17 protein-coding genes and 1 pseudogene are annotated in these 19,113 nt (G+C 68.7%); 14 read left to right on the forward strand and 4 right to left on the reverse strand.

Translation table 11 applies throughout. The features are described 5' to 3' along the window. Window positions 1–41 precede the first annotated feature (41 nt). Window positions 42–1,562, reverse strand: a complete 1,521-nt coding sequence (gene exoM / locus HUW62_RS24485; protein ID WP_163870555.1) for a spore coat polysaccharide flippase ExoM — start codon at window positions 1,560–1,562, stop codon at window positions 42–44. Continuing rightward, window positions 1,559–2,659, reverse strand: coding sequence for a spore coat polysaccharide deacetylase ExoL (exoL, locus tag HUW62_RS24490; protein ID WP_338041973.1), 1,101 nt, complete (start codon window positions 2,657–2,659; stop codon window positions 1,559–1,561). The genes exoM and exoL overlap by 4 nt, the downstream gene beginning before the upstream one ends. A gap of 402 nt (window positions 2,660–3,061) precedes the next feature. Between exoL and ccmA the strand changes: the two genes are divergently transcribed. From ccmA to HUW62_RS24535, 9 genes are all read left to right on the forward strand, one after another. Continuing rightward, the gene (gene ccmA / locus HUW62_RS24495; RefSeq protein WP_176435771.1) at window positions 3,062–3,712 is read left to right on the forward strand and encodes a heme ABC exporter ATP-binding protein CcmA; all 651 of its coding nucleotides are present in this window, start codon (window positions 3,062–3,064) and stop codon (window positions 3,710–3,712) included. Further along, window positions 3,709–4,410 (forward strand): heme exporter protein CcmB, encoded by a 702-nt coding sequence (locus HUW62_RS24500; protein ID WP_176435772.1) that lies wholly within the window; start codon window positions 3,709–3,711, stop codon window positions 4,408–4,410. The genes ccmA and HUW62_RS24500 overlap by 4 nt, the downstream gene beginning before the upstream one ends. 3 nt (window positions 4,411–4,413) lie before the next feature. After that, window positions 4,414–5,133 (forward strand): cytochrome c biogenesis protein CcsA, encoded by a 720-nt coding sequence (gene ccsA, locus HUW62_RS24505; RefSeq protein ID WP_176435773.1) that lies wholly within the window; start codon window positions 4,414–4,416, stop codon window positions 5,131–5,133. 2 nt (window positions 5,134–5,135) lie between these two features. After that, window positions 5,136–5,309, forward strand: a complete 174-nt coding sequence (locus tag HUW62_RS24510; RefSeq protein ID WP_141643301.1) for a heme exporter protein CcmD — start codon at window positions 5,136–5,138, stop codon at window positions 5,307–5,309. A 7-nt stretch (window positions 5,310–5,316) separates the two neighbouring features. After that, a complete protein-coding gene (locus tag HUW62_RS24515) occupies window positions 5,317–5,814 on the forward strand; it encodes a cytochrome c maturation protein CcmE (protein ID WP_163870560.1) in 498 nt (165 codons plus the stop codon). Beyond that, window positions 5,811–7,829 (forward strand): heme lyase CcmF/NrfE family subunit, encoded by a 2,019-nt coding sequence (locus HUW62_RS24520; RefSeq protein ID WP_163870561.1) that lies wholly within the window; start codon window positions 5,811–5,813, stop codon window positions 7,827–7,829. The genes HUW62_RS24515 and HUW62_RS24520 overlap by 4 nt, the downstream gene beginning before the upstream one ends. Beyond that, entirely contained in the window at window positions 7,829–8,389 is a 561-nt protein-coding gene (locus tag HUW62_RS24525) for a redoxin domain-containing protein (protein WP_163870562.1), read from the forward strand. The genes HUW62_RS24520 and HUW62_RS24525 overlap by 1 nt, the downstream gene beginning before the upstream one ends. 175 nt (window positions 8,390–8,564) lie before the next feature. Next, entirely contained in the window at window positions 8,565–9,854 is a 1,290-nt protein-coding gene (locus HUW62_RS24530) for a zinc ribbon domain-containing protein (protein WP_255203615.1), read from the forward strand. Between the two features lie 123 nt (window positions 9,855–9,977). Then, the gene (locus tag HUW62_RS24535) at window positions 9,978–10,589 is read left to right on the forward strand and encodes an AMP-binding protein (RefSeq protein ID WP_176435775.1); all 612 of its coding nucleotides are present in this window, start codon (window positions 9,978–9,980) and stop codon (window positions 10,587–10,589) included. 42 nt (window positions 10,590–10,631) lie between these two features. Here the strand turns inward: HUW62_RS24535 and HUW62_RS24540 are convergent, their stop codons facing one another. Both HUW62_RS24540 and HUW62_RS24545 read right to left on the reverse strand, forming a co-directional pair. Continuing rightward, entirely contained in the window at window positions 10,632–10,910 is a 279-nt protein-coding gene (locus HUW62_RS24540) for a hypothetical protein (protein ID WP_163870565.1), read from the reverse strand. Window positions 10,911–10,966: 56 nt separating this feature from the next. Beyond that, a complete protein-coding gene (locus tag HUW62_RS24545; protein WP_176435776.1) occupies window positions 10,967–12,433 on the reverse strand; it encodes a serine hydrolase domain-containing protein in 1,467 nt (488 codons plus the stop codon). A gap of 193 nt (window positions 12,434–12,626) precedes the next feature. Between HUW62_RS24545 and HUW62_RS24550 the strand changes: the two genes are divergently transcribed. The 5 genes and pseudogenes from HUW62_RS24550 to HUW62_RS24570 form a co-directional block, all read left to right on the forward strand. Next, on the forward strand, window positions 12,627–13,091 hold the full coding sequence (locus HUW62_RS24550) for a TlpA disulfide reductase family protein (RefSeq protein ID WP_240357119.1): 465 nt from the start codon (window positions 12,627–12,629) through the stop codon (window positions 13,089–13,091). 497 nt (window positions 13,092–13,588) lie between these two features. Next, complete coding sequence (locus HUW62_RS24555) at window positions 13,589–13,864, forward strand: hypothetical protein (protein WP_163870569.1); 276 nt, start codon at window positions 13,589–13,591, stop codon at window positions 13,862–13,864. Then, complete coding sequence (locus tag HUW62_RS24560; RefSeq protein WP_176435777.1) at window positions 13,865–15,421, forward strand: efflux RND transporter periplasmic adaptor subunit; 1,557 nt, start codon at window positions 13,865–13,867, stop codon at window positions 15,419–15,421. It abuts the gene before it with no gap. A 5-nt stretch (window positions 15,422–15,426) separates the two neighbouring features. Next, window positions 15,427–18,567 (forward strand): efflux RND transporter permease subunit, encoded by a 3,141-nt coding sequence (locus HUW62_RS24565; protein ID WP_176435778.1) that lies wholly within the window; start codon window positions 15,427–15,429, stop codon window positions 18,565–18,567. Between the two features lie 247 nt (window positions 18,568–18,814). Further along, window positions 18,815–19,113 (forward strand): annotated as a pseudogene (locus HUW62_RS24570) (peptidoglycan-binding protein); the annotation flags it as partial.

Below are 19,113 nucleotides of genomic sequence, written 5' to 3' on the forward strand. Positions count from 1 at the left end.
CCCAAGTGGGAAGTAGGCCCTCGGGCGCCCCCCTGTTTTCTTCAGACAGTCCTGCGGGGCCGCAGCCCCGCGAGCACCGTGAGCGGCCGGACGCCCGCGGCGTACAGCACCCCCACGTAGCCCACGACGAACAGCACCCCGGCCACCGCCAGCGGCAACACCCGCCAGAAGAAGCCCGTGGGCAATTGCATCCAGGCGCCCTGCGCGCCCGCCCTCAAGAGGAACACCGCCAGGCCCGCCGCCACCGCGGCCACCGAGGAGCGCCCCAGCGCCTGCCAGGGAATGATGTCCACCAGCCGGAGCTGACGTCGCGGAGTGGACAGCGCCGCGGGCACGCGCACGAGCAACATCGCCTTGCCCACCACCTCCGCCACCGCCCAGGAGCCAATGCCGCCCATCAACCCCAGGTGCTTCACCCCGAGGATGACCAGCGGCACCGTCACCGCCGCCTTCACCGCATAGGAGACGAAGATGGCCCGGGTCAGCCCGCGAGCCCTGAGCGTCCCGTCCATGGGGAGGATGGAGAGCACCACGCCCAACACGCTGACGCGGAAGACCGGCACCGCCGGAAGGAACTTCTCGCCGAACATCGCCCCGATGAACTCCGGCGCCGCCGCGAAGAGGAACGCCGCGAACGGAAGAAAGACATACGCCAGCTTCCCGGCCGCCTCGCGGAACGCCTCCACGCCCTCCTCCAGGCGGCCCTCGCGCTCCAGCTCACCCAGGCGCACCATCAGCACCTCGCTGGTGGGCGTGTAGAGCAGATCCACCACCGGAAGCTGGAAGCAGCCCACCCGGTACAACGCATACAGGGCCGGAGCCACCGCGCCCGCCACCGCGTACAGGTGAGCGTTCTGTTGAGGAATGGCCAGCAGCATGGCCGCGCCGAACGGCGCCGCGTAGGCGAGCTGCGCACGGAAGAGCGGCCCGGACGCCAGCGGCCCGGTGACACCGCGCAGAGAGACGACCCACGTCGCCACGAACCGCAGCGCCGCGAAGACCGCCACCGCCACCATCATCCCATGCAGCGAGGCGCCCAACAGCGGCGGCACCACCATCACCGCCGCGCGCACCGCGTCCGAAATCAGATACACCCCCGCCGACGCGCGCGTGCGCCCCTGCGCCGTGAGCGACACCTCCAGCGGGAAGCTGCCCAACAGGAACGCGGTGTACGCCGCGAGCGACAACCGGTACTCGAGCAGCGCCGGGTTGGAGAACCACGCCGCCACCGGGCCCAGCAGGACATACACAAGCAACGCGCCGACCAGGCCCGCCCCGGACATGAACAACAGCGTCTGTCCCAGGTACGGCCGCTTCTCGCTGGTGCGGGGCAGGAAGTAATACAGGCTCTGCACCACGCCAAAAGGCAGCACGTAATACAGCGTCGTGGCGATGAGGAAGAGCTGGTAATAAGTACCGTACTCGTCCAGATGCAGGACCCGGGCAAGCACGAGTGGAATGGACAGCGTCAGCCCGGCGGTGAACAGCCGGGCCAACACCAGGGGGCCGGCGCGTCCGAGGAACGAGCTCCCGGACGCGGCCGACGAGGCACCTCCGCTCACGGAGCCTCCTTCAAGGGCGCCCCCGTTGGCGTCGCCAGCACGTTGCCCAGCAGGCCCTCACGAAAAGAGTGGGTCCTCCTGCCTGGCACCGGATGGCTCATGCCGAGCAGCCCGAAGCAATCATCCAACTGGCACCCGGTGAGCGGCGACGAGTAGTCGCCCAACATGCCCAGGCTGAAGTTCTCCCAGAGCACCTTGCGCTTGAGGGTGAACGGGTCTCCGCCAATCCGGTTGGGCAGGTCCTCCGTCGTGACACCCGAGCGGAAGCCGTGCGACGCCAGCACGCGGATGACCTCGTCCGAGTACCACCCGTTGCAGTACGCGAAGTCGCGCACCTGGATGCCGACCTCCGCTTCGATGGTCCGCTTGGACTCGAGGATCTCCTGCTCCACCACCGCCTGCGGCTCCAGCGTCAGCACCGTGTGCCCCAGCGTGTGCGCGCCGAACTCGAAGCCGTCGCGCGCCATGCGGCGCACCTCGTCCCAGTTCATGACGTCGCCCTGCTCCGGCACCAGGTCCTGCCCACCGCCGAGCTGCTGCTCCAGCGCGTCGATGATGGACGTCAGCACCCGCGTGGGGTGCTCTCCGATGAAGTCGTCGAGCGCGGCCGACACCGTCTTCTGTCCGGAGAGGATGGGGCCGAGCAGTTCCATCGACGCCTCCGGCAGCGCCGCGTATACCGGGTGGTAATGCCGCTCCTGCGCCCGGCGCAGCAGGTGGAACAGGCGGTCATGATTGAACCGCCGCTTCGTGCCGATGAACGCCGTCGGCAGGTAGGTGATGGCCGGCACTCCCATCTGCTTCAGGATGGGGTACGCGTACCGGTACACGTCCCGGTAGCCATCGTCGAAGGTGATGACGCACAGGTCCTTCTTCGTCACCCTCCGCCCCGACATCACATCCACCGCGTCGCCAATCGACGCCAGCTCGAAGCCGGCCGCCGAGGCCTCCTCGAGATGCCGCCGGAACGTCTCCTGGCTGATGAGCAACCCGGGAATGGAGCGCTGCAGCTCCCCCGTGAAGTCGCTCACCACGCGGTGATAGCTCACGATGAGGATGCGCCGGCCTCCCGACTGCACCCTCCGATAAGCCGCCATCGCCCTGCGCATTCCACTGTAGTGCAGCACGCCAGCGGCCGCCGCCTTGACCGCCCTCCGCAAGACCCTCGCCGTCGCCATCACGCCCCTCCGCGGAAAAGCTTCCTCTGGCCCATGTTCCTCAACGGGAACTCCCCAACTCGCGCGGGGGGTATTGCAGGCGGGATGCCACACCTGAATCCTGGACGAAACCCTCTCTTCAGAGGGGGATCCCGGCGGTACGGGACACATGGCCACCGGTGGACACGACGCACGGTGGAAAATCGACGGCCCCCACGGGCACACGATGCCCCACCCATTGGAAAAACTTTCCTGTCTTCAGGCCCGCTCCGTCCCTGCCCGGCCAGCCACCCGGGTTTCACTGGATGACAGTCGGGATTCCGGCTACGAACCGGCTTCCCGATGCCTTCCCTCCCCGCGCTCGCGTTGCACGACGTCAGCAAGCGTTACGGGCGCCGCTGGGCGCTGGCGCGTCTGACCTACGCGCTCCCTCCTGGACGCTCGCTGCTGCTCACCGGCCACAACGGCTCCGGCAAGACGACCCTGCTGCGCCTGTTGGCCACCGCGCTGAGCCCCACCGCCGGACGGGTGGAGGTGCTGGGACGCGACGCCGTGGCGGACCGGGACTCGGTGCGGCGCGACGTGGCGCTCCTGTCCCACGCGAGCTTCCTCTATGAGGACCTCACCGCGCACCAGAACCTCACCGTGCTGGCGCGCCTGTTGGGCCACCCCTCGCCCAAGGACGGCGCCAGCGCGCTGCTCGCGCGCGTGGGCCTGGAGAAGCGCTCGGACAACCCGGTGCGTGGCTTCAGCGCGGGCATGCGCAAGCGCCTGGCCATCGCCCGGCTCCTGCTCAAGGCCCCCGACCTCGCGCTCCTGGACGAGCCCTTCGGTGAGTTGGATCCCGCCGGCATCCGCGACATGGAGGGCTTCATCGCGGAGCTGAAGGCGGGCGGCGTCACGGTGGTGCTGGCCACGCACCTGGTGGAGCAGGGCATGTCGCTGTGCGAGGAGCGCCTGCACCTCCAGGACGGCCGGGCGGTGGACGCGTGAGCACGTCCCGTCCACGGCCCATCGGCCTCATCGGCGCCACGCTGGCCCTGTTGCGCAAGGACCTGCTCATCGAGTGGCGCACGCGCGCGCGCCTCAACGCCATCATCTTCTTCGCGCTGGCCACGCTCCTGATGTTCTCCTTCGCGCTGGGGCCGGACACGCGCCAGTTGGAGAAGAACGCGGGCGGCTACTTCTGGCTCGCCATCCTCTTCGCCAGCGTGCTGGCCATGGGCGAGTCCTTCCGCGTCGAGTCCGAGAACGCCTGCCTGGACGGCATCCGACTGGCCCCCGCGGACCCGCGCGCCATCTACCTGTCCAAGGCCCTGGGCAACACCCTCCTGCTGATCGCCCTGGGCGTCGTGCTGCTGCCCGTCATGGTGGCCCTCTACGGCGTCAAGGTCGCCACCGGCTTCGTGGACCTGGGAACAGTTCTGCTACTCGGCAGCCTGGCCCTCAGTGCACCGGGGACGGTGTATGCCGCCATTTCCAGCAATGCCCGGGCGCGGGATGTCCTCCTCCCTCTGCTATTGTTCCCGCTGGTCATCCCTGCCCTGCTGTCCCTGGCCAAGGCGACCTCGCTCGTTCTCCAGGGCGACCCCATGAATCAGTTGGGCTCATGGCTGGGGCTTTTGCTGGGCTTCAATCTGATTTACTGGGGCGTAGGCTTCGTGCTGTTCCCGCGCATCATCGAGGACTGACGGATGAACAAGCTCATCAAGTGGGGCCTGCCAGTGGTGGGTCTGGGCGTGCTCGCCGCCGGATGGTGGCTGGGGCTGGCGTGGGCACCGCCGGACCGGGAGATGGGTGACGTACAGCGCATCATGTACGTGCACGTGCCACTCCAGTGGATGGCCATGCTGGCCATGTTCCTGAACTTCGTGGCGGCGGTGACGTACCTGGTGCGCTCCAACGCCAGTTGGAAGCTGGACTCGACGGCGGAGGCGGCGGCCGAGGTGGGCCTGGTGCTCGGCGCGCTGGGCATGGTGACGGGGGCCATCTGGGGCCGTCCCACCTGGGGCGTCTACTGGTCCTGGGATCCGCGCCTGACGTCGGAGGCCATCATGCTGGTGACCTACACCGGCTACCTGGTGCTGCGCCGCTTCGTGGAGGATCCGGACAAGCGCGCGACGTGGAGCGCGGTGGTCGCGATCCTGGGCGCCATCAACCTGCCCATCGTGTGGTTCTCCGTGCGCTGGTGGCGCAGCCTCCACCAGGTGCAGTCGAGCCCCAAGACGGTGGATCCTCAGATGGTGCTGTGCCTGCGAGTGTCGGCCATCGGCCTGTTGCTGCTGACCATCGCCATGCTGGTGCACCGCTACCGCATCGCCATGGCCGAGCGCCAGGCGGAAGTCGCCCTCCCGGAAGCGCTGCCCGGCAACGGCCCCGCGGCTTCCGTCCGCGACACCCCGAAGGTGGCCTGAACATGACGACTTTGACGACGTTGGGAGTCCTCGCCCAGGCCGCGGGCCAGGTGGGAAGTGGCCGCATCCAGGGTGGCTGGGGCTATGTCTGGGCCTGCTACGGCATCACCGTGGTGGCGCTCGTGCTTTACTCGCTGTCTCTCTGGCTGCGCCGGCCCCAGGCCGCGAAGGAGTGAGCCTGTCATGACGCCTGTCGCTCGCAATCGACTGTTCGCCCTGGGAGCGCTGCTCGTCGCCGGCGCTGGCCTGGGGTTCGTGGCCTTCGGCAACATCGGAGAGAACCTCGTCTACTACTGGAGCCCCTCGGAGATGCTGGCCCAGGGGGAGAAGGCGTACTCGGCCACCATCCGCCTGGGTGGCGTGGTGCAGCCGGGCAGCATCCAGTGGAACGCGGAGCACACCACCCTGCACTTCCGGGTGGCCAACGACGCCCACGAGGGCACCGCCAGCGTGCTGGTGCGCTCCACGGAGACGCCGCCGCAGATGTTCCGCGACAAGATTGGCGTCGTGGTGGAGGGCACCTACGACGCGTCCGGAGTGTTCAGCTCCAACCGGCTGATGGTGAACCACTCGAACGAGTACCGCGCGCCCAAGGAGGGCGAGGACCCGAACAAGTGGCGTGAGACGCTCTCCGAGGGCACGACGACGGCCAGCACGGGGACGGGCGCGGAGGCGCGGTGAACGGGTCGATTGGATACGGGCTGGTGCTCGGAGGGCTCGCGTTCGCGACCTTCGGCGCGCTGGTGGGGCTTGTCACGGGGTTGCGCCGCAGTGAAGCGGGCTTCCCCTGGGTGATGCGCGCGGTGTGGGGCTTCGCCGGCTGCATGGTGGCCGCGAACCTGATGATGGTCTACGCGCTCGTCACGCATGACTTCAGCGTGAAGTACGTGGCGCAGGTGGGCAGCCTGGACACGCCGTTGTTGTACACGGTGGTATCGCTGTGGAGCGCGCTGGAGGGGTCCATCCTCTTCTGGGGCCTCATCATGGGCGTGTACATCGCGGCCTTCGCATGGGTGCACCGCCGCGAGCACGCGCGCTACATGCAGTTGGCGCTGGGCACCATGCTGGCGGTGGGCGTGTTCTTCGCGTTCCTCATCGCGGGCCCCGCCAACCCCTGGGGCGCCGTGTCGCCCGTTCCGGCGGACGGCCCCGGCCCCAATCCCCTGCTCCAGAACCACGTCCTGATGATCATCCACCCGCCCTTCCTGTACCTGGGCTACGTGGGCATGACGGTGCCGTTCGGCGTCGCGGTGGCGGGCCTGCTGCGCGGCGAGATTGGCGAAGCGTGGATGGCGCCCCTGCGGCGCTGGACGCTGGTGGCGTGGTTGTTCCTGTCGATTGGCATCATCCTCGGCGCCTGGTGGGCCTATGCCGTGCTCGGCTGGGGCGGCTACTGGGCGTGGGATCCGGTGGAGAACGCCAGCTTCCTGCCGTGGTTGACGGCGACGGCGTTCATGCACTCGACGATGGTGCAGGAGCGCAAGCGGATGCTGAAGCTGTGGACGCTGTCGCTCGCGCTCGCGTCCTTCGTGCTGACGATCCTGGGCACGTTCATGACGCGCTCGGGCATCTTCAACTCGGTCCACTCCTTCACCCAGTCGGACATCGGCCCCACGTTCCTGGTGTTCCTGGGCGTGCTGCTGGTGGTGTGCATCGCCCTCCTGGCGGTGCGCGGTCCGCTGCTGGTGCCCGAGGGGCGGCTGAGCTCGCTCGCGTCACGCGAGGCCAGCATCCTGATGAACAACCTGGTGTTCGTGGCGATCACGTTCACGGTGCTCCTGGGCACGCTGTACCCGCTGGTGTCCGAGGCGGTGCGTGGCGTGCGCGTCAGCGTGGGTGAGCCGTACTTCAACAAGATGGCGGTGCCGGGTGGAATCGCCGTGCTGTTCCTGATGGGCGTGGGCCCGGTGCTGCCGTGGGGCAAGCCGGACAAGGAGACGCTCCGGCGGCAGTTCCTCATCCCCGCGGGGGTGGGCCTGGTCGTCGCGGCCATCTGCTTCGGGGTGGGGCTGCGCGGCGTGTACCCGCTGCTCACCTTCGGGCTGGCGGGCTTCGTCACCGTCGTCACGCTGCGCGAGCTGGTGTCGCCCATCCGGGTCCGCATGACGGAGCGCAAGGAGAGCTTCCTCACCGCGGTGTTCACGAGCGCCACCAAGGCGCAGCGCCGCTTCGGCGGCTACGTGGTGCACCTGGGAATCGTCCTCATCATCGTCGCGGTGTCCGCGTCGTCCTCGTACGTGAAGCACACGTCGGGCACGTTGAAGAAGGGCCAGACGATGACGTTGGACGGCTATCAGCTCAAGTACCAGGGGCTGATGAGCGGCGAGGAGCCGCACCGCACCTTCGTCGCGGCGCGCGTGGAAGTGACGACGCCGGGCGGCAAGGTGGAAGAGGTGAAGCCCCGCCTGAACTACTACGAGCGGAGCACGGACCCCATCGGCACGCCCGCGGTGCGAGAGACGGCCGGCGAGGACCTGTACATCTCCCTGATGGCCTTCTCCGAGCAGGCCGGCAACGCGAGCTTCAACGTCTGGGTCTTCCCGATGGTGGGGTGGATCTGGTGGAGCATCCCGCTCCTGGTGCTGGGCACGCTCATCGCGCTGTGGCCGCGTCGGCGGGCGGCGGTGGCGACGGCCAGCGCGGAAGCAGGCGCTTCGCCCCTGGCGGGTGGTGACGCGGAGCGGGGGGCGGCCTGATGCGTCGGTACCGCTATACCATCGGCTTCGTCATCGTCTGCGTGGGCCTGCTGGTGGTGCTGGCCAAGGGCTTCGGGCGCAATCCGCACGAGGTGCCCTTCATGCTCGCGGGCAAGCCGGCACCGGACTTCGTGCTGCGCTCGCTGGACACCGGTGAGAAGGTGAGCCTGGCGGACCTGAAGGGCCGCCCGGTGGTCATCAACTTCTGGGCGTCGTGGTGTGGGCCCTGCCAGTACGAGCACCCGGTGCTGGAGTGGGGGCAGCGGGAGTTCGGCTCGCAGGCGGTGTTCCTGGGCGTCGTCTTCGAGGACTCCGAGGACAACGCGCGCGCGTTCCTGCGACGCCAGGGGTACAGCTTCCCGCAGCTCGTGGACCCTCGCTCGCGCATGGCGGTGAGCTATGGCGTTGCGGGTGTGCCGGAGACCTACTTCATCAACCCGGCGGGCACCATCCAAGGCAAGCACGTGGGGCCCATCGACCCGGAGACGCTGACCCGGCGCATCCGCGAGTTGACGGCCACCGCGGAGGCTCCTTCCTCCGCCGAGGCGGCCCGGCCGTAGCGCCTCACCGGAGGCCTCTCGCTTCCGGTGGAATCGACGTATCATCGGCCGGCTTGCGCTGGACCGAGAGGGCTTCCCCCCGCCCTCCGCACAGCAAGGTGGGTTCATGCGGTGCCCGGAGTGCGGCGAAGCCTCGAACAGTCGGCTGAGGTATTGCGAGAACTGCGGCGCGAAGATGCCGGAGCCCCCCCCGGGCGTCACGGGCTCGCGTCCCACGCTCCGGGCCAGGCGGTCGATGGAGGAGCCGTCCTACGCGGCGGATATCATCGACGAGGCGGAGGCCCACCGCCAGGGCGTCGACTATGTGCCGCCGGCACCCGCGGCGAAGTCGAAGTCGAAGGTGATAGCGACGGCGACGGCTGACACGGCCGAGGACACGGACCCGGGACAGACGGGGCCCAAGTACGACGGTCCCCGGTGGCTGGCGAGCGTGCCGGCGCACTCCCAGAGCGTGGTGGGGCTGGCGGTGCTGGCCTTCGCGCTGGCGCTCTCCATCCTCCCCGCCTTCGACGGCGTGGGCGTGGTGGGCACGTTGCTGGCCCTGGTGGGCGGGGTGCTGCTGGTGGCGCGCGAGCTGCGCCTGGCGGGCGAGGCCTCGAGCGTGACGAAGCTCCTGCCCGCGGTGCTCTATCGCCCCGAGGTGCCAGCGGCGTACGCGGCGCTGCTGACGGCCCTGGCGGTGCGGATGTTGGGGCTGGGCTTCACGCCGGGGCTGTGGCTGCTGGGCGCGGGCCTCGTCGTCCATGACCAGTACCGCAAGGTGATCGCGGGTCCGGAAGGCGTGCTGGCGCGCTACTTCGACGGGAGGCAGTTGCTCGTCGTTCCAGAGGTGGTGGCGCTGGGGGGCGTGGCGCTGTGCGTGCTGACGCTCTTCGCTCCGTGGGCGACGGTGAGCACGATGCCCGAGGTGGCGAATGCGCCGGTGCCCGCGGGCCCTCCGGAGCTGCACGTCATCCCCTCGCAGCGTGCCGCGGACGACGTGCTCTATACGGCGGGGGCGGGCATCACCACGCTGTCCGGGTGGGATTTGTCCGGCGCCGTGGTGGTGGAGTTGCTGTTGCTGTCGCTCTTGGGATTGCTCGCGCTGAGGCCGGAAGTGTCGCGGCCCGCGTGGACGCGCTTCGCGCCGGCTGGCGTCGTGGGGGTGGGCCTGCTCTGGGCGCTGTTGCACATTCGCATCTCGCCGGGGCCCATCATCTTCGTCATCGGCCTGGGCGCGGTGGGTGTGCAGGCGTTCCGGCAACTGCGTGAGGCGCAGTTGCAGGCGTACGCGGCCCCGGTGCCCGCGTATGACGACGGCATGGACGAGACGGAGCGCCTGGACGACGAGCCGGATCCGGACGACATGGGTCCGGATGACGAGCCGGGCGCTTACGCCACGCGCCCGGACGATGAGCCGGAGCCGGACCCGGACGACATGGGCCCGGACGACGAGATGGAGGACGTGAAGCCGCGCAGGCGGTGAGCTTGTCGTTCGAGCAGGCTCCCGCGACCAGGGAGCCGCCGGACATGCGGCACTGGCCTGCTTCGAAGGCACGAAGCAGGTCCATCCTCGGGAGAACGACGACCCGGCTCGATTGGCCTGCGCATGCCGGCTCAACCGATGAAGGCCGTGGTGATGGATTCAGAGGGGCAGTACGTCCGGGACTGCGTGGACGACGAAGTGGGCGTCCTGGTGGTCAGCGGTCCGAACGTGTTCGACGGCTACCTGTCACCGGAGCAGAACACGAAGCTCTTCCCCGACGTGGGTGACGGACGACGCTGGCTGGACACGGGAGACCTGGGACGCCGGGACGCCGACGGGTTCTTCTGGCTCACGGGGAGGAAGAAGGAGCTCATCATTCGCGGTGGGCACAACATCGACCCGGCCGATATCGAAGCAGCGCTCTACAAGCATCCGGCGGTGCAGCTCGCGGCGGCCATCGGTCGTTCCGATGCGAGGGCGGGCGAGCTCCCCGTCGCATATGTCCAGCGCAAGGAGGGAGCGCGATCGACACCCGAGGAACTCCTGTCGTTCGTCGCGGGAGAAATCGCCGAGCGCGCGGCGATGCCCAAGGCCATCCGCATCATCGAGACGATGTCCCTCACTGCCGTGGGGAAACAGGCGCCCACATACCAAGGGGAGACAGCAGCAGGACGACTGCGTCGACTGCTGCGCTCACCACTGGTGGCAGTCGCCGAGCGTCTCCCGAATCGCTGAACCCGCACGGCACGTGCCGGCCGACAACGATTCAGCACCGGCTCAGTCATTACCGAAGTCGGCGTCGAACGAAGCGATGGCCTGTTCAACCGTCGCGAACAGGCTGCTCCTCACTTCCGGCGCCTCTTCACAAAGCAACTCCCAGAACTGCTGCTCGTGGCGGCGGAGAAGCTCTCGCTCCACGGGCAACCTGACCCAGTCAGCGCTCTGGACCACGAAGCCGCGTCCGGGAAGCACTTCGACACAACGGTAGACGACTGCCACGTTGGCCCCAAGACGTCGGACGATGTCGAAGGGCCGGTACAGCACCGAGTCGCTCATGGACGCGAAGCCTACTCCCGCGGAGCCCAGCCCCCGCGGGAGTCTCTGCGGCAGAGCTACTTCGCCGCGGGCTGCCCGATTTCCTTGAGCACCTTCTCCGCGTTCGTGTTCGTGGGATCCAGCTCCAGCGAGCGGCGGTAGCTCGTCACGGCCTGGGCCTTGTCACCGTGGGCCAGATACGCCTCGCCCAGGCTGTCATGGACGTTCCCATCCTGCGGGAACAGCTCCACGTTGAACTTGAAGATCTCAATGGCCTCCCGCAAGCGGCCCCCCTGCATCAACCGATAGCCGACGGTATTGAGCTCTCCCACCCCGAAGAAGTACTCAGCGGGCTTCTTCGCCTTGACCGCCTTGTACTGGGTGATGGCGTCCGTGGCGGGTCCCTTGGCAAGCGACTCCCACACCACTTCGCCAATCGGCTTCAACGGCGTCTGGGGCGTGACGCCGTGAAGGACGCTCAGGGCTCCCACCGCCATGCTGCGCGCCCTCACCCCGCGCCCCACGTTGCTCAGGACGATGATGACCTCCTTCTTCTCCGGCACGCGCACCAGATACGAGCTGAAGCCGTTGATGCCACCACCGTGGCTCGTGGACGCGACCTCCGTCTTCCCGTCATCCAGCTTGATGGGCGACACGTCCCAGCCGAAGCCGTACCCCGCCAGCCCCGGGGTGAACATCTTCTGCTTCAGCTCCGCCGACAGCACCTTGTCTCCGTAGAGCGCGCGGTCCCACAGATAGAGGTCCTCCACCGTCGAGTACATCGACCCGGCCGCGTACGGCAGGCCCATGTCGATATACGCCGCGTTCACGAACCCATCCGGGTTGCGCTCATAGCCGCTCGCGCGCTTGGCCAGCACCGTCGCCGACACGTCGAAGCCCGTGTTCTTCATCCCCAACGGCTCGAAGATCCGCTCGCGCAGCACCTGCGCGTAGGACTTTCCCGTCACCTTCTCGATGATGGCGCCCAGGATGAAGTAGCCCGAGTTGTTGTACGCGTATTTGGACCCCGGCTCGAACTCCAGGTCGCCGCTGGCGAACTGCTTCACGAACTCCGCCACCGTGTACGGATTGCGGGAGATCTTCTCACCGAAGTCCGGCCGCCCCGTATAGCTGGGGATGCCCGACGTGTGGTTCAGCAGGTGCGTCACGGTGATGCGCGAGCCCGTGTCCTGGCGGTAGTCCGGCAGGTGCTTCGTGATGGGGTCCTCGAGCCCCACCTTGCCCTCTTCCACGAGCTTCAGGATGAGCACGGCGGTGAACTGCTTGGTGACGGAGCCGATGCGGAACTTCGTGTCCGGCGTCACCGGAAGCTGCCACTCGAAGTTCGCCTGGCCATACCCCTTCTTGAGGATGATGCCCTTCTCGTCGGCGACCAGCAGCGCTCCGTTGAACTGCTTCAGCTCCAGGTACTTCGCGGCCAGGCGGTCAATCGAGTCCTTCCGACTCGCCGCGCTCGCCGACGACACCGCGAGCAACAGCGCCATTCCCGCGACGACTCCAACATCCATCCATCCGCGCTTCATGCAGAGCTCCCTCGAAACATCGAACCGCCGGCATCGACCGGATTGGTCGGCCCAGACCCACATCCCCCTCCAGGCACGAACAGGGACGACTTCAATTGCGTGCTGACGTGGCATGGGCCCCAGGCCCGCGCTACCTTCAGTCGTGATGCGCAACCATCCCCCCAGGCAAGCACTGGCGTTCTGTGTGCTCGCCATGATGACCTGGGCCTGCCGGAGCGAGCCTCCCCCCAGCTACGTCCGCGTCGAAGGCGCCGCGCCGGTCATCGAGGATGCACCGGACGCACGAGCGCTGCTGGTGGTTTTCTGGGCGTCCTGGTGCCCCCCCTGTCGCAGGGAGACACCGCAGCTCCAAGCCCTGGCCGAAGCACCTCCCGAAGGACTCCAGGTCGTCGTCTTCAGCCACGACACCGACCTCGCCACCGTGGAGGCGTACTTCGAGGGCCCTCCTCCTCCCGAGCTGCGCGTGCGGCTGGACCCCGGCAAGCAGGTCGCCCATGCCTTCGGGGTGGAGCTGCTCCCCACCAGCCTCCTCGTCGTCGAGGGCCGACTGGTCGCCCGCTTCCCAGGCCCTCGTGACTGGGACTCCCGGGCCATGCGGCGCCTCCTGGAGAAGTTGAGCGTCCCCGTCGAGGGGCGGGTCTCCGGCGCGGCGAATTGACTCAGCCCCTCCGTCCTGGCTAAGCCAGCGGGTGGATGCGGTTCCTCCTGCGATTCCTGGCCGTACTCCTCGTCTTGATGACGGGCGGTGTCTTTCAGACGCTGGCCTTCGCCTCGGACACGCACGCCGACTGCGCGGAGGACGAAGACGATGAGTGCACCGACTGCGCTCCCAGCTGCGTCCTGTGTCCCTGCTGTCCGCTGAGAGCCACTCCGGCGCCAGTTCCCTTCATGCAGGACCTCGCCGCCGCGGCCGCTCCGCCCCCTGTTCCTGGCCGCGTGGCCGAGCCGGTCCTCTCTGGACTGGCCGCCGACATCTTCCAGCCGCCTAGAGCCTGACGACTCCCTTCACGGGAGACGTGTGTCCTCCGCATGCCTCCAGGGCGCGCGGACGCACGCACGCGCTCGTCATCTGCAAGCCCTGCCCGTCCACATTCCCCGCGCCTGTCGCGCGGGTTCACCTCGCCGTGGGCAACCCGCCCCGGCTGGAGCCACCTCATGCGTTCACTGCATCCCCTGTTCGTGCTCGTCGCGCTGCTCACCGTCTCCCCTGCCCTGGCCGAAGACGCACCCAAGGCCGCCGAGAAGTCCCAGTCCGCCGAAGCAGAGAAGCCCAGGTGTGAGCACGGCGTGCAGAAGTCCCTGTGTACGCGCTGCAACCCGAAGCTCGCCGCCGTCTTCAAGGCCAAGGGCGATTGGTGCGCGGAGCACGAGCGCCCCGAGTCCCAGTGCTCCCTCTGCCACCCCGACCTCGCCAAGAAGGGCGTGAAGTAGATGTCCGCCTCCCGCGCCGGTCCGATGATGCTGTGCGCCCTGCTCTTCGCGGGTGCGGCGAGCTGCGCGAAGGAGTCAAAGCCCGCGGTGGCGGAGAAGCCCTCCACGGCGCGGACCGTCGCGGGAGGAGCTTCCAAGCCCGTTTCCCTGTGTGAACACAAGGTGCCGGCCGAGCTGTGCACCCGATGCAACCCGGACCTCATCGACGTCTTCAAGTCGCAAGACGATTGGTGCGCGGCACACGGAGTGCCCGAGTCACAGTGCTTCCAATGCAACCCGAACCTCAACTTCACCACGCTGGCCACCGCGCCGAAGGACTGGTGCAAGGAGCACGCGGTTCCCGAGTCGAAGTGCACGAAGTGCAATCCCACCCTCGTCACGAAGTTCATCGAGGCCGGTGACTACTGCCGGGAGCACGGCTTCCCTGAGTCCGTCTGCCCGTATTGCCACCCGGACCTGGTGAAGGCCGCGGGCGCGGCGCCTCCCGTCTTTCCCGAGCCGGGCACGCGCGTTCGCCTCGCCTCGGACGAGACCGCGCGAGAGGCGGGCATCCAGACCCGTCGCGTGGAGAAGCGGCCCTTCGCGCCCACGCTGGAGGTCGTCGGAAAGCTCGACTTCAACAACAACCGACGGGCCCAGCTCTCGACTCGCGGCGACGCACGCATCGCCGAAGTCCGAGCGGACGTCGGCGACGAGGTGGAGGCCGGGCAGCCGCTCGTGGTGGTGACGTCAGGCGAGGTGGCCGAGAACCAGGGGCGGCTCGTCTCCGCCCAAGCACGGATCCAGGCCGCGAGGGCCGCGCTCATGCGCCAGCAGGCGCTCGTCACAGACGGCATCAGTGCGCGCAAGCACCTGGAGCAGGCCCGGGCGGACCTTGTCGCCGCCGAGACCGAAAGCGCCGCGGCCGCCGTCTCTCTCGTCGCTTCAGGAGCCTCCCCCCGTGGGCAGGAAGGCATCCACGTGCTGAACGCGCCGTTCGCCGGCACCGTGGTGAGCCGCGATGCCGTCCCTGGGCGACTGGTGGGCGCGGGCCAGACGCTCCTCGAGGTCGCCGACCTGAGCACCCTGTGGGCCTTGCTGGAGGTGCCCGAGGCGGACGCCAGCCAGGTGCGCGCGGGCCAGCCCGTCACCCTCTCCTTCGAGAGCATGCCAGGACAGACACGCCAGGCCACCCTCACCCGCGTGGGCGCCTCCGTGGACCCGGCCACGCGCACGGTGCGCGCCCGCGTGGAGCTGCCCAATCCCGGGGGCGCCCTCAAGGCGGGCCTCTTCCTCCAAGCCCGGGTGCAGGTGGCCGCCGAGCACCCGGCGTTGCTCGTGCCTCGCGAGGCCATCCAGCGCGCGGAGGGCCGCACGCTCGTCTTCGTGAAGAAGGGCGCGGGCCTCTACGAGCCCGTCGCAGTGGAGCTGGGCGCCAGGACGCGTGAGATGGTGGAGGTGGTGAAGGGACTCTCCGAGGGCCAGGAGATCGTCACCACGGGCGCCTTCCTCCTCAAGACGGAGATCCTCAAGGGGTCCATCGGCGCGGGCTGCTGCGAGACGTCGGAGGGCCAGTAGCCGCCATGCTGACGCGAGTCATCGACTGGTCACTGTCGCACCGCGGGGCCGTCCTCGTCGGCACCGGAGTCCTCGTCGTCTCGGGGCTCTTGTCCTTCCGCGCGCTGCCCATCGACGCCATCCCAGACACGACGCCCACCCAGGTGCAGGTGAACACCGTGGCTCCGGCGCTCACGCCCATCGAGGTGGAGCGGCAGCTCACCATCCCCATCGAACAATCCCTGGCGGGGCTGCCGCGCCTCGGGGAGCTGCGCTCCATCTCCAAGTTCGGCCTGTCCCAGGTGACGCTCCAGTTCAATGACGGCACCGACTTGTGGTTCGCGCGACAGCAGGTCGCCGAGCGGCTCGGCCGGGTGGAGGTTCCCAAGGGCATCGAGCGCCCCACGCTGGGCCCCGTGGCCACGGGCCTGGGCGAGGTCTTCCACTATCTGGTCAAGAGCCGCACGAAGAGCCTGGAGGAGCTGCGCACGCTGCATGACTCGGTCATCGCGCCACGGCTGCGCGGCGTGCCCGGCGTCGCCGAGGTGAACGCCTGGGGCGGCGAGGAGAAGCAGTGGCACGTCGTGGTGGAGCCGCGCCGCCTGCAACAGTTCAACGTCTCCCTCCAGGACGTCTACCGGGCGCTGGAGGAGAACAACGCGAACGTGGGAGGCGGCGTGGTGGAGGGCGGGGGCGCGGCGAGCCTCGTCCTCGGCGTCGGAATCCTGGAGAGCGGCAAGGCCGTGGAGGACGTCGTCGTCGCGGCGCACGAGGGCGTGCCGGTGCGCATCCGGGATGTCGCCCGCGTGGAGGTGGGCCATGAAATCCGTCGGGGTGCCACCACCGCCGATGGCGAAGGCGAGGCCGTCCTGGGCCTGGGCTTCATGCTCGTCGGCGAGAACTCGCACACGGTGACGCGGGCGTTGGCCCGGCGGCTCGAAGAGGTGAAGCGCGCCCTGCCCCAGGACGTCTCCGTGGAGCCCGTCTACGAGCGCACCGAGCTGGTGGACCACGTGCTGCGCACGGTGCGCACGAACCTCATGGAAGGCGCGCTGCTCGTCATCGCCGTGCTCTTCTGCTTCCTGGGCAACTGGCGCGCGGGGCTCATCGTCGCGGCGGCCATTCCGCTGTCCATGCTGTTCGCCTTCAACGCGATGCTGCGCTTCGGCATCGCCGGCACCCTCATGTCCCTGGGCGCCATCGACTTCGGGCTCGTCGTCGACTCGTCCGTCATCCTCGTGGAGAACGCGGAGCGGAGGCTCGCCGAGGCCAAGGGGAGCCGCTCCCTCCTCGAAGTGGTGCGCGACGCGGCCGTCGAGGTGCGCGGCCCCACCCTCTTCGGTGAGCTCATCATCCTGGTGGTGTACCTGCCGCTGCTCGCGCTGGAGGGTGTGGAGGGCAAGCTGTTCCGCCCCATGGCGCTCACCGTCATCTTCGCGCTCCTGGGCAGCGCGGTGCTCTCCATGACGCTGATGCCGGTGCTGGCGTCCTTCGCGCTGAAGCAAGGTGGAGGGCACTCCCGCGAGCCGCGCCTCGTCTCCCTCCTCAAGCGCTGCTACCGGCCCGTCCTGGACCAGGCCCTGGCGCATCCACGCACGGTCCTCATCGGCGCCGGCGTGCTCATCGTGGGCTCGCTCGCCGCGGCCACGCGGCTTGGCGGCGAGTTCGTTCCACGGCTGTCCGAAGGCGCGCTCGTCATCAACACCGTGCGGCTGGCCGAGGTGTCCCTCACCGAGTCCGTCCGCTATGGCACGCAAATCGAGAAGGTGCTCCTCACCCGCTTCCCCGACGAGGTGCGCCGCGTGTGGACGCGCACCGGCACGGCGGAGGTGGCCACCGACCCGATGGGCATCGAGCTGTCCGACGTCTTCATCACCCTGACGCCACGGGAGACCTGGAAGCGCGCCACGACACAGGACGAGCTGGTGGCCGAGATGCGCGCGGAGCTGGCGGACCTGCCCGGCATGCGCATGGCCTTCCTCCAGCCCATTGAAATGCGCGTCAACGAGATGATCGCCGGCGTGCGCGGCGACGTGGGCATCAAGCTCTTCGGGGACGACCTGGACATCTTGAAGGCCAAGGCCCGTGAGCTGGAGGGCCTGGTCAAGGCGCTCCCTGGCGCCACGGAAGTCACCGTGGAGCAGCTCACCGGACAGCCCGTGCTCGAGGTGACGGTAGACCGGGAGGCGGTGGCTCGACACGGCATCTCCACCCGCGCGGTGCTCGACGTGGTGGAGGCGGTGGGCACCCGCACCGTGGGAGAGGTGCGCGAGGGCGAGCGGCGCTTCGACCTGGCCGTGCGCCTCTCCGAGGAGTTTCGGAGCGACCCGGCGATGCTGGCCACGATACCGGTGACAGCGCCGGGGGGAGCACGCGTGCCGCTGGGCCGGCTTGCCCGAATCCGCGAGGTGTCCGGTCCCACCACGCTCCAGCGCGAGTGGGGCAAGCGTCGCATCGTCGTCCAGGCCAACGTGCGCGACAGGGACCTCGGCGGCTTCGTCGAGGAGCTGCGCCGAACCCTGGATGAAAAGCTGGAGCTCCCCTCCGGCTACTACGTGCGCTTCGGCGGACAGTTCGAGCACCTGGAGCGCGCCCAGGCACGTCTGCTCATCGTCGTGCCCCTGGCGCTGGCCCTCATCTTCATCCTGCTCTACCTCACGTATCGGCGCGTCCTGGACGCGGTGCGCATCTTCGCGGGCGTGCCCTTCGCGATGGTGGGAGGCGTACTCGCGCTCCTGCTGCGGGGCATGCCCTTCTCCATCTCCGCCGCCGTGGGCTTCATCGCCCTGTCCGGTGTCTCGGTGCTCGGGGACATGGTGCTCGTCTCGCGCGTGCGGGCACTGCTCGCGGAAGGCCACGCGCTGGCGGACGCCCTCCGAGAAGCAGCCCTCTCCCGCCTGCGCCCCGTGCTGATGACAGCAGCCGTGGCCGCCATCGGGTTCCTGCCCATGGCGCTCAACACGGGCGTGGGCGCCGAAGTCCAACGCCCCCTCACCACCGTCGTCATCGGCGGCATCCTCTCCTCCACGCTCCTCACCCTCGTCGTCCTCCCCGTCCTCTACGCCGTGTTCGGAGCCGGACGGCAACAGCCCCCGCGGCCTCGGGAGGAAGCGTTTCCGTCACCCGGCGAGGCGCCTTCCGCCCCCCACGAAGCAGCGGCGAGCTGACCCCACCTGCTCGGGCACGTCCTCCTCCAGGCACACACCGCGTCGAGCAGCGATCACTCGCCCTACCCACCAGGCCATGGGCACGTCGCCTCCATGACCTGGCAGGTTCGGCGGGTTTCACCCAACCGACAGAATTGTGGATTCCTCACTGTCACGTGATTCCGGGTTCAGGTGGACTGCGCTTATTTTGGCAACAACGGCATCACGGTGACGGCACCTGGGCGAGTCGAAGCACGGGGGACGCGGCATGGTCAGTCCGAGGACGGCACCGATCCGGACAGGCAACACGAGCACCTTCACGCTGAAGCAACGGCGCCTGCACATCATCCTGTTGGACCCGAGGGAGAGGCCCTACGCGGGACGTGAATACGTCCTCCGGGTGGGACGCACCGAGCACTGCGGCACGACCGCGTCCGACGGCTCGCTCTCGCACGAGGTCCCCGGCCTCGCCACCGGCGAGCTGCTGTTGCACCTGCCTCCGCCAGACCCTGGCCCCGATGAGCCACCGCCCCCAGCGGCGACCCGGCCCGGCCAGCCCCCTCGCTA

Source organism: Myxococcus sp. AM011 (genome assembly GCF_013372595.1).
GTDB lineage: Bacteria > Myxococcota > Myxococcia > Myxococcales > Myxococcaceae > Myxococcus > Myxococcus eversor.